The organism is Streptococcus sp. HMSC072D05 (genome assembly GCF_001815805.1).
Lineage (GTDB): Bacteria > Bacillota > Bacilli > Lactobacillales > Streptococcaceae > Streptococcus.
Genome location: NZ_KV821994.1, coordinates 191,822 through 202,112, shown reverse-complemented (window position 1 = coordinate 202,112; position 10,291 = coordinate 191,822). Strand labels below are relative to the sequence as shown.

The following is a 10,291-nucleotide window of genomic DNA, read 5'->3' as shown; positions in this document are numbered from 1 at the left end:
TTTTTTCAGGCATGGCATCTGCATCATAAACACAGATGTATTCGCCTGTTGCCATCTCCAAAGCATCGTTTAGAACGCCCGCTTTTCCTCCCGTACCAGTACGGTCGATAATGGTTAGATTTCTTCCTGCATATTCAGGCATGGCTTGTACAGACAAACATTCTGCATAGGTGTTATCCGAACAGTTATCCGCAAACAAGAGCAACTCCACACGGTCGTGAGGATAGTTCATATCCAAGATAGCTTTTGCCGTTTGGGCAATAACCACATCCTCATTATGGGCAGGAACAACAATCGTTACCTTAGGATAATAAGGTAGAGGCGAAGTGTCTACACGAAAATCACTGTGTTTAAACCAAAAGTGTACTGCCGAAAAGAGAATTACCAAGCCCCATGCTAGAGAAATCCAAATTGTAAGCAAGGTAAAAATCATTAACATTTGACTAATCATGATTCACCGCCTTAAAATTTTTGTTTACTCGATGGTAAAGAATATTGTATGCAATAAATAGTATGATAAAACAAATGCCAAAGGCGAGACTGAGTCCCAAAGCAATACCAAAAAATAGTTCGGTTAAAGTCATGTTCCCCTCCTAATATTCCACAATTACATCTGTCTCTAGTTGACGTTTGAGATGACTGGCGACATCCGCGTAGTCTTGGTATTTATCTTTATTATCAGAGTTAATCACCAAATAGCCTGTTTGGAACTGAATTCCTTGATTGCCATCTTCTCCATGAAAAACTAAACTGCTCAGTTTCTCCTGCAAACCATTCAAATAAAGTTCCTTCAAAGAATGTTGGCTTTTACTGGATAGAACGAGAAAATTACCATCCGAAACGTAATAGAGTTTATCATTGTAGCTCAATTCCTGAGCAATTACCTCTTGAATGCTACTGAGCATCTGGTTATGTTCTTTCGGTTTAATCTGGAAGAACAAATCTTCATGTGCCCAATGAATCAATAGAGATTGAACCGTAACATCACTTTGTTCAGTGACCATCGCTTGGTAATCTGCTCGCGCTTCGTCTTCCTGTTCTTGTACCTTTGAGGCCACCTTGAAGAAATAATAACGAACCTTAAGTAGAATCCCAATCAAAAGAGGAAAACTGATTAATAAAAAGACCAGTTGAATGATCGGGATATAAACCACACCCGCAACCAAAACGATAAGTCCAAAACCAAATGCTAAGATAAGGGTCCAAGTAAGCAAAAGGTCAGATAATACCAACACTGCAAACAAGGCTAAAGCTAAAAAAAAGATTTGTTCTAAAATGATTGCTCGAGCATACAAAAAACAAAGCACCAAAAGAATGACCTCACAAGCAAGCAAAGCCATAAGCCAGTTTTTAAATTGACTCCAATTTTTCATTTTATCTTATTTCCCCCCTTTGAATTCCGATACAGAAGTCGCTGCCCCAAAGTACTGTTGAATGGATTGTACGATTCGTTCAGAGGCTCTTCCATCTCCATAAGGATTTGGTGCCTGAGACATTTGTCTATAAAGAGTTTCATCTGTTAAGAGTGCTGCCATCGCTTCTTTCACACGTACTGGATCCGTACCAACTAGCTTCAAGGTTCCTGCACGAACACCTTCTGGACGTTCCGTTGTGTCACGAAGGACAAGGACAGGTTTGCCGAGAGAAGGCGCCTCTTCCTGAACACCTCCAGAGTCAGTCATGATAAAATAGCTTCTTGAAGCCAAATTATGAAAATCAAGTACATCTAAAGGCTCAATCAAGTGAATACGATCGTGACCAGCTAAGATATCGTTTGCTGCTTCTTGCACAGCAGGGCTAAGGTGAACAGGATAAACAACTTCAATTTCCTGATGAAGATCGACCATCTCACGTAAAGCTGCAAAGACATTTCTCATTGGTTGACCTTGATTCTCACGACGATGCATGGTTACTAATACAAGTTTCTTATCTGGATCCAATTGATCTAAAACTTCATGATAGTAATCCGATTGAACGGTTAGTTTCAAGGCATCAATGGCTGTATTTCCCGTAATGACAATAGCAGACTCAGGGTGATTTTCCTTGAGGAGATTTTCTTTACTCTCACTAGTTGGAGCAAAATAGAGATCCGCTAGGTTATCAGTCATCTGACGATTCATTTCTTCTGGGAAAGGAGAATACTTATCAAATGTCCTTAGGCCAGCTTCAACGTGGCCGATTCGTACCTGATTATAGAAAGCAACTAAACTTGCTGCAAAAGTTGTTGTTGTATCTCCATGAACAAGAATTATATCTGGAAGTTCTTGCTTAACAACTGGATCAAACTTTTCTAAAATTTTTCCAGTAATATCTAAGAGGGATTGATTTTTCCCCATAATATCCAGGTCATAATGTGGCTCGATGCTAAAAGTTTCAAGAACTTGATCAAGCATTTGACGGTGCTGAGCTGTCACAACTGTAATCGTCTCAATGCTGTCACTATGTTTTTGCAATTCTAACACTAAAGGGGCCATTTTAATAGCTTCTGGTCGTGTTCCAAAAACAACCATCACTTTCAGTTTCTTCATTACGCTATCCTTCTACTATAATAAAATTTGACACATCAGATTAATCTTTATATCGAATTATTGCGCAAATCAATTAATTTGATTATCTTAATTATTTTACCGTCAATTAATTTATATGTCAAATTTTTTCCAAATTATATTATTGCATTTAATTTAATTTTAACAATTTGTAACCTTTTTGTAACAATTTTATTTACAACCTTTAAAAAGCCTTATTTTAGGAAATTTTAAGACTTTTCAAAAGAATCCGTATTTAAAAAAACTAAACCTTATATGTTTTTTTCGATATTTATTTTTATCTTGATATTTCAAACAATTATATTTTACCACTTTGAGGAATAAATCAAACAATTTCAAACAAAAAAATCCCTTTTTCGAATGAAAAAGGGACTGTGATTGTTTACTATATTTAAAATTTAAATCTTATAAAATCTGTCTTAAAACAAATTTTTCGACAGATACAAGACCAATTCTCCTATATCTTCACAAACCGCATTCATGGCCGGTTGATGGTTCTGATACCAAACACCCGTCCCATCTGGAATATAGCCTCGTTTGATGTACAATCTCTGGGCAGGTCCATACCCTGAATGGAACCCAACACCAAGAGTCACCTTATCCGATATGAGCCTAACTCGTTTTTCTGCTTCTTCCAGCAAGAGATTTCCAATACCTTGATTTTGAAAGGGTTCAAAGACATTGAAATCTGAAAGTTCTGGAGCCATTCCAGCAAAAGGCCCCTGCTTAGCGCAGGGCAAAATTGTGATATAACCCGCTACAGCACCCTCAACCTCTGCAACTAAGACTTCTCTCTCCCCACTTTCTTGCTCCTTAAAGTATCGAGTTAAAATCTCCTCTCTACTTGGCCAACCTTGGCTGATAAATCCTCGAGATAGATCTTTTATGTCAGATTCTTGCATTTTTCTAATTGAACATGTCGTCTTCATAAGTTGCTCCTTTATAGCTTTCTCCTACCATTATAGCACGATAATAAAGATTAAAAGAAAAACCTAGTAAGATAAAAGAATCTTACTAGGTCAACAGGGAATCCTTTCTAACAAAGTCCCATAAAAATCTGAAAAAGAGGTCCACCCAGACCGAACTCGCCTTCTCATTTCCATGCTCGTGAAAAAAGACCCGTAAGGGTCTTGACTCGCTTTCTTATTTCCGAGCTCATGAAAAAAAGACCCGTAAGGGTCTGAAAAAGAGGTCCCCCGGACCTCTTTTTTAATCTTCGTTTACGAAAGGCATCAAAGCCATTACGCGAGCGCGTTTGATAGCTGTTGTTACTTTACGTTGGTTTTTAGCTGAAGTTCCTGTTACACGACGAGGAAGGATTTTCCCACGTTCTGAAACGAAACGGCTAAGAAGCTCAGTATCTTTGTAATCAACATATTCAATTTTGTTTGCTGCGATGTAATCAACTTTTTTACGGCGTTTGAATCCGCCACGACGTTGTTGAGCCATGTTTTTTCTCCTTTATAGTATTAATTGTCCATTAGAATGGTAAATCATCATCTGAAATGTCCAATGGATTGGTTGCTCCGAATGGATTTTCAGAACGTGAAAAGTCTGGTACTGGGTTTGCAGGTGCTGATTGGCCAGCAGTTGGTGCAGAATAAGCGCCACCTGAATGTCCTTCACGCACTCCGCGGCTTTCCAACATTTGGAAATTCTCAGCCACGACTTCTGTTACGTAGACACGTTGTCCTTGCTGGTTATCGTAACTACGAGTCTGGATACGGCCTGTGATCCCGATAAGAGAGCCTTTTTTAGCCCAGTTAGCAAGATTTTCAGCCTGTTGGCGCCACATAACGACATTGATGAAATCAGCCTCACGTTCGCCATTTTGACTCTTAAATGTACGGTTTACTGCAAGAGTAAAAGTCGCAACTGCTACATTTGATGGGGTATAACGCAACTCAGCGTCACGTGTCATACGCCCTACAAGTACAACATTGTTAATCATAATTTACCTTCTTACGCGTCAAGTTTGACGATCATGTGACGAAGAATGTCAGCGTTGATTTTTGAAAGACGGTCAAACTCTTTAAGAGCTGCGTCGTCGTTTGCTTCAACGTTAACGATGTGGTAAAGTCCTTCACGGAAATCTTGGATTTCGTATGCAAGACGACGTTTTTCCCATGATTTTGATTCAACAACAGTTGCACCGTTGTCAGTCAAGATAGAGTCAAAACGTGCTACCAAAGCGTTTTTCGCTTCTTCTTCAATGTTTGGACGAATGATATAAAGAATTTCGTATTTAGCCATTGATATGTTCCTCCTTTTGGTCTAATGACCCCTAGTCTTTGCAAGGGGTAAGTGAGGTTTGCTCACAATAAACTATTATACTAGAAAAACTGATAGATAGCAAGATAAAAGTGAAAAAAGAAGATGAAAATATCTTCTTTTTACTAGTTTATGGTTTGATACGATGCAACATACGTGGGAATGGAATAGCTTCACGGATGTGTTTTGTACCAGCTGCGAAGGTTACCATACGTTCAATACCGATACCAAATCCTCCGTGTGGTACTGTACCATATTTACGAAGGTCAAGGTAAAATTCATACTCTGTACGATCCATGCCAAGTTCTTCCATTTTAGCGACAAGGGCATCGTAGTCTTCCTCACGCATAGAACCACCGATGATTTCTCCGTAACCTTCTGGTGCAAGCAAGTCTGCACAAAGTACGCGCTCTGGATTTCCAGGAACTGGTTTCATGTAGAAGGCCTTGATAGCTGCTGGGTAGTTCATAACAAATGTTGGCACACCAAAGTGGTTTGAAATCCATGTTTCGTGTGGTGAACCAAAGTCATCGCCATGCTCAAGATGCTCGTAGTCAGCATCTTCATCATTTTCATGCTCTTGCAAAAGGTCAATGGCTTGATCGTAAGTGATGCGTTTGAATGGCTCTGCAATGTAGCGTTTCAAGAGCTCTGTATCACGTTCCAAGGTTTCCAAGGCTTGAGGTGCACGGTCCAAAACACCTTGAAGAAGGGCTTTTACATAAGCTTCTTGCAAGTCAAGTGACTCATCATGTGTCAAGTAAGAGTACTCCGCATCCATCATCCAGAACTCAGTCAAGTGACGGCGTGTTTTTGATTTTTCAGCACGGAATACTGGACCAAAGTCAAAGACACGACCAAGAGCCATGGCCCCTGCTTCTAGGTAAAGTTGACCTGATTGGCTCAAGTAGGCTGGTGTTCCAAAGTAGTCTGTTTCAAAGAGTTCAGTTGAATCTTCTGCTGCGTTTCCTGAAAGAATTGGGCTATCAAATTTCATGAAGCCGTTCTTGTCGAAAAACTCATAAGTCGCATAGATAATCGCGTTACGGATTTGCATAACCGCTACTTGCTTACGAGAGCGGAGCCACAAGTGACGGTTGTCCATCAAGAAGTCTGTTCCGTGTTCTTTTGGTGTGATTGGGTAGTCTTGAGATTCACCAATCACTTCGATGTCTGTAATATCCAACTCATAGCCAAACTTAGAACGTTCGTCTTCTTTGACAATCCCTGTCACATAAACAGACGTTTCTTGGCTCAAGCGTTTGATGACATCAAACTTCTCAAGTCCCACTTCCTCACCGAACTTTTCAATAAAGTTTGGTTTAAATGCTACACCTTGGAAAAAGGCTGTCCCATCACGCAATTGCAAGAAGGCAATTTTCCCTTTTCCAGATTTGTTGGCAACCCAAGCTCCGATGGTCACTTCTTGACCAACGTAGTCTTTTACATCGATAATTGTTACACGTTTTGTCATAATCTATCTTCCTTTTTTCGTTTAACTTGTCCGAAGACATCATTACCCACTATTTTACCATAAATAGACTGCGATAGCTAGGTTCTACTAGAGAAAAATCGCGAGATTTTCGTTACAAAAAATCTTCGCTAAAAAGGCGAAGATTCTAAGTTTTATTTTTCCATAAACCGATGCAAACGGTGAATAGCTTCTTTTAATGTATCCATGTCTGTGGCATAGCTGAGACGAACATTTTCTGGTGCTCCAAATCCAGCTCCTGTAATCAAGGCAAGGCCGACTTCTTCGAGAATAGCTGTTGTAAACTCTGTCACATCAGTATAACCCTTCATTTCCATCGCTTTTTTAACATTTGGGAAGAGATAGAAGGCTCCTTGGGGCTTGACAACTTCAAATCCTGGCACTTGGCACAAGAGTGGATAAATGGTATTCAAACGTTCTTCAAAGGCTTGGCGCATGGTTTCAACAGAGTCTTGTGGTCCAGTTAGGGCTTCAATGGTAGCATATTGAGACACTGCTGTCAGATTTGAAGTCGTTTGTCCTGTTAGTTTGCTCATAGCAGCGATAATTTCAGGATTTCCCACCGCATAACCTACCCGCCAACCAGTCATGGCATAGGCCTTAGATACACCGTTAATCACGATGGTTTGCTTGCGAATGTCTTCTGACAGACTAGAGATTGGAACAAATTCGTTCCCGTTATAAACCAAACGGCCATAAATATCATCTGCTAGGATAAGGACATCATGCGCAACAGCCCAATTTCCGATAGCCAAGAGTTCCTCACGAGAGTATATCATACCAGTCGGATTCGATGGTGAATTGAGAACCAAGACCTTGGTCTTATCTGTTCGTGCTGCTTCTAGCTGCTCTACTGTTACTTTAAAGTGATTGTCTTCCTTTGCCTGGACAAAGACAGGCACTCCTTCTGCCATTTTGACCTGGTCTCCATAGCTGACCCAGTATGGTGTAGGGATAATGACTTCATCACCTGGATTGACCACAGCCATAAAGAAGGTGTAGAGAGAGAACTTAGCACCAGTGGCAAAGGTAACCTCGTTGGCTGCAACAGAATACCCATAATAGCGTTCAAAATAGGTATTAACCGCCGCTTTTAACTCTGGTAGGCCTGAAGCAACTGTATAAAAGGAAGCTCGTCCATCTCGAATCGCTTCTACCGCTGCATCCTGAATGTTTTCAGGAGTATGAAAATCAGGCTGTCCCAAGGTTAAGAAAAGAACGTCTTTTCCCTGAGCTTTTAATGCTTTGGCTCTTGCATCACTGGCTAGAGTGACGCTTTCTTCCATTTCTAGTACACGTTTGGATAGTTTCATATGCCCTCCTTATTGGATCACTGCTCCTGTTTCAAAGTCGACCAGATAGTACTGGTTTCCTGACTTGACTTCCCAAATCGGCTTGTCCTGATAACGACCAAAGGTAATCTTGTCAATGTCGCTAGCTCCTTTTTCCCTCGAAATCGTCGCTGCCTTGTCTTGAGAAATCCCCTTATCAAGCTGATAAACATAAATCTTGTGGTCATTCTTTTCAATCAGTACGGCAATGGCCTCTTGCTTTTTATTATGTCCTAAAATGCTGTAATAACCTTCTAGTCCATTATAGAAATCAACCTGATCTGCCTTTTCCAATTCAGCATACTGCTTGGCCAGTTTTTCTCCTTCAACCCTAGCATCTTGATAGGGTTTCATGCTGAGTGATATCAGATAAAGGAAGGAAGTGGTCATGACTAGTACTACCAGAGCAATGCCGATTCCATACTGTAAAAGTAGCTTGTTTTTTGCTTTTTTCTGTCTTAGTTTCACTCGTCTATTTTACCATCTCTCCTTCTTTATTACAAGTGAAGACAGGAACATTCTAAGATTCTTTTCCTATAAAATGTAAGTTCTTGTTTTTCTCTCTCATTATTGATAAAATAACCTTATGAAACAATATTTGAAAAAGAAAATTTCCGATAATCAACTAGACTTAAAAACAGCTATCGTCCTCAATAAAGCCATACGAACTTTTAAACCGTATGAAGCCAAAGCCGCTAAAGAACACGGGCTAACACCCACTCAATTTTCAGTTTTGGAAACCCTCTATAGCAAGGGGGAACTACGCATTCAGGATTTGATTGAAAAAATGTTGGCCACTTCTGGAAACATGACTGTTGTCATTCGAAATATGGTTCGAGATGGATGGATTTCTAGAACTTGCGACCCCAAGGATCGTCGCTCCTTTTTCCTGAAATTAACACCTGCAGGACGCAGAAAAATCGAGGAGGTTCTTCCCGACCATATCGATTCGATTGTAGAAGCACTCAGCATCTTGGAAGATGGCGAAAAGGAAGACTTAATCCAGATTTTAAAAAAATTTAAAAATTTGTGAGCAAAATTATTGCTAATTAGTATCATTTGTTGTAACATGGATGGTAACAAAAGAGTTCGCTCTTTGAATTTTAAACTAAAGGAGACACATCATGTCTAAAAAAGTATTATTTATCGTCGGTTCACTACGCCAAGGTTCTTTCAACCACCAAATGGCCCTCGAAGCTGAAAAAGCACTTGCTGGAAAAGCAGAAGTTAGCTATCTTGATTACTCAGCTGTTCCTCTCTTCAGCCAAGATTTGGAAGTTCCAACTCATCCAGCTGTAGCTGCTGCTCGTGAAGCAGTCCTTGCTGCGGATGCCATCTGGATTTTCTCTCCAGTCTACAACTTCTCTATCCCTGGAACAGTGAAGAACTTGCTTGACTGGCTCTCGCGTGCTCTTGACTTGTCTGATACACGTGGAGCTTCTGCCCTCCAAGACAAGTTTGTTACTGTCTCATCTGTAGCCAATGCCGGTCACGATCAACTCTTTGCTATTTACAAAGACCTCTTGCCATTTATCCGTACACAAGTCGTTGGTGACTTTACAGCTGCTCGTGTCAATGACTCTGCTTGGGCAGACGGAAAATTGGTGTTAGAAGAAGCAACTGCTTCATCACTTGCAAAACAAGCTGACGACCTTCTTGCAGCCATCAACTAATCCAGCAAAAACCAGCTCGAATGAGCTGGTTTTATGCTTGTTTCACAAAGACGAGTTCTAAGTCACTGGATAAATCAGGTCGGTAGTCAAAGCCGGCAAAGCGGAGCTTGCGAGCTTGTTCGACTGTATGGACTTGCCCCTCTATCAAGGCGGTTAAAAAGGCACCACGGGCTTTTTTTGAAATGGTTGAGTGGATTTTCAGCTGGCCTGCCTTGTCCTCCATAAATTTGAAGGTCACCATCTTTTCTCTGATTTCCTTCGAAAATACGGTTTCAAACTCTGATGATAGGAGTGAGAATATCAAATCCTCATCCTCTAGTGCCTCATCGTAGGCTGACTTCCAATGACTCTTTAAAGTCTTCCCAGCAACTTTTAACTTCATCAAGAAGTCCAAACGGTGAGGAGCCATGGGCGACAAGGCGGGGACAACACCGTATAAAGCCGAGGTAATTAGGACATGATTTTCAAGATAGGTTTGTTCAGCCTTGGTTAACTCATCTCGTTTGATGTGACGATACATGAGACCATCGAAAAGTTTCAAGGCTGGATAATGTTTAGCCCTGTGATCTTTTAAAGCTTGAATATGAGCGTACTCTTCTTCTGCTTTCTCGGCAGATACCTTATAAAAAGTCTCTAATTCACTGGCTGAGTAGTGCGCCAGTGAGTCAAGGACTACCTGACTTTCTTCCCTCAAGGGGAGCGCTTCGATACAAGGATGGTCTGTGTTCATTTCTTTTGCTGTTGGGATTAAAATTTTCATATTGTTAGTGTAGCATATTTTTCAACCACGACCAAGAATTTCATCTTAAAAACCTCGGTTCACACCGAGGTTTCTCTGTTTATTTTGGCCATCCTAACCAGATAGCCACGAGAACAAGGGCTGTGCCAGCTAAGCTTGTTAAGATAGATAAGAATTTATCTTTTTTCTCCTTGAACTGAGAAAACCTATTTTTATACTCAATGAAAATCAAAGAGCAA

Annotated in this window: 14 protein-coding genes; 2 read left to right on the top strand and 12 right to left on the bottom strand. The window is 40.5% G+C overall.

Annotated elements, in window-relative coordinates; translation table 11 throughout:
- The 10 genes from HMPREF3057_RS02905 to HMPREF3057_RS02860 form a co-directional block, all read right to left on the bottom strand.
- A partial coding sequence (locus HMPREF3057_RS02905; protein WP_083312798.1) for a glycosyltransferase family 2 protein occupies window positions 1-451 on the bottom strand: 451 nt, incomplete at its 3' end.
- Between the two features lie 142 nt (window positions 452-593).
- Window positions 594-1,373: a hypothetical protein gene (locus tag HMPREF3057_RS02900; protein ID WP_000800615.1), complete on the bottom strand. Its 780-nt coding sequence runs from the start codon at window positions 1,371-1,373 to the stop codon at window positions 594-596.
- Window positions 1,374-1,379: 6 nt separating this feature from the next.
- Window positions 1,380-2,528: a non-hydrolyzing UDP-N-acetylglucosamine 2-epimerase gene (gene wecB, locus HMPREF3057_RS02895; RefSeq protein WP_000734436.1), complete on the bottom strand. Its 1,149-nt coding sequence runs from the start codon at window positions 2,526-2,528 to the stop codon at window positions 1,380-1,382.
- A 437-nt stretch (window positions 2,529-2,965) separates the two neighbouring features.
- On the bottom strand, window positions 2,966-3,475 hold the full coding sequence (locus HMPREF3057_RS02890; protein WP_070696301.1) for a GNAT family N-acetyltransferase: 510 nt from the start codon (window positions 3,473-3,475) through the stop codon (window positions 2,966-2,968).
- Window positions 3,476-3,755: 280 nt separating this feature from the next.
- Window positions 3,756-3,995 (bottom strand): 30S ribosomal protein S18, encoded by a 240-nt coding sequence (gene rpsR / locus HMPREF3057_RS02885; RefSeq protein ID WP_000068664.1) that lies wholly within the window; start codon window positions 3,993-3,995, stop codon window positions 3,756-3,758.
- Between the two features lie 31 nt (window positions 3,996-4,026).
- A complete protein-coding gene (gene ssbA / locus HMPREF3057_RS02880; protein WP_000609595.1) occupies window positions 4,027-4,497 on the bottom strand; it encodes a single-stranded DNA-binding protein SsbA in 471 nt (156 codons plus the stop codon).
- An 11-nt stretch (window positions 4,498-4,508) separates the two neighbouring features.
- Window positions 4,509-4,799, bottom strand: coding sequence for a 30S ribosomal protein S6 (gene rpsF / locus HMPREF3057_RS02875; protein ID WP_001151782.1), 291 nt, complete (start codon window positions 4,797-4,799; stop codon window positions 4,509-4,511).
- Window positions 4,800-4,947: 148 nt separating this feature from the next.
- A complete protein-coding gene (gene asnS / locus HMPREF3057_RS02870) occupies window positions 4,948-6,291 on the bottom strand; it encodes an asparagine--tRNA ligase (RefSeq protein ID WP_070696298.1) in 1,344 nt (447 codons plus the stop codon).
- A 152-nt stretch (window positions 6,292-6,443) separates the two neighbouring features.
- Window positions 6,444-7,622, bottom strand: a complete 1,179-nt coding sequence (locus tag HMPREF3057_RS02865) for a pyridoxal phosphate-dependent aminotransferase (RefSeq protein ID WP_044020464.1) — start codon at window positions 7,620-7,622, stop codon at window positions 6,444-6,446.
- A gap of 9 nt (window positions 7,623-7,631) precedes the next feature.
- Window positions 7,632-8,108 carry a cell wall elongation regulator TseB-like domain-containing protein gene (locus tag HMPREF3057_RS02860; protein WP_000776856.1) on the bottom strand — a complete coding sequence of 159 codons (477 nt, stop codon included), beginning with the start codon at window positions 8,106-8,108 and terminating at the stop codon, window positions 7,632-7,634.
- Window positions 8,109-8,226: 118 nt separating this feature from the next.
- Between HMPREF3057_RS02860 and HMPREF3057_RS02855 the strand changes: the two genes are divergently transcribed.
- Both HMPREF3057_RS02855 and HMPREF3057_RS02850 read left to right on the top strand, forming a co-directional pair.
- Window positions 8,227-8,673 carry a MarR family winged helix-turn-helix transcriptional regulator gene (locus tag HMPREF3057_RS02855; protein ID WP_070696294.1) on the top strand — a complete coding sequence of 149 codons (447 nt, stop codon included), beginning with the start codon at window positions 8,227-8,229 and terminating at the stop codon, window positions 8,671-8,673.
- A 91-nt stretch (window positions 8,674-8,764) separates the two neighbouring features.
- Window positions 8,765-9,313 (top strand): NADPH-dependent FMN reductase, encoded by a 549-nt coding sequence (locus HMPREF3057_RS02850; RefSeq protein ID WP_000039632.1) that lies wholly within the window; start codon window positions 8,765-8,767, stop codon window positions 9,311-9,313.
- A 31-nt stretch (window positions 9,314-9,344) separates the two neighbouring features.
- On the opposite strand, the gene yaaA is transcribed toward HMPREF3057_RS02850, so the two are convergent.
- Window positions 9,345-10,073 (bottom strand): peroxide stress protein YaaA, encoded by a 729-nt coding sequence (yaaA, locus tag HMPREF3057_RS02845; protein ID WP_000697764.1) that lies wholly within the window; start codon window positions 10,071-10,073, stop codon window positions 9,345-9,347.
- A gap of 79 nt (window positions 10,074-10,152) precedes the next feature.
- Window positions 10,153-10,284: a DUF3953 domain-containing protein gene (locus HMPREF3057_RS09920; protein WP_002874755.1), complete on the bottom strand. Its 132-nt coding sequence runs from the start codon at window positions 10,282-10,284 to the stop codon at window positions 10,153-10,155.
- Window positions 10,285-10,291 lie beyond the last annotated feature (7 nt).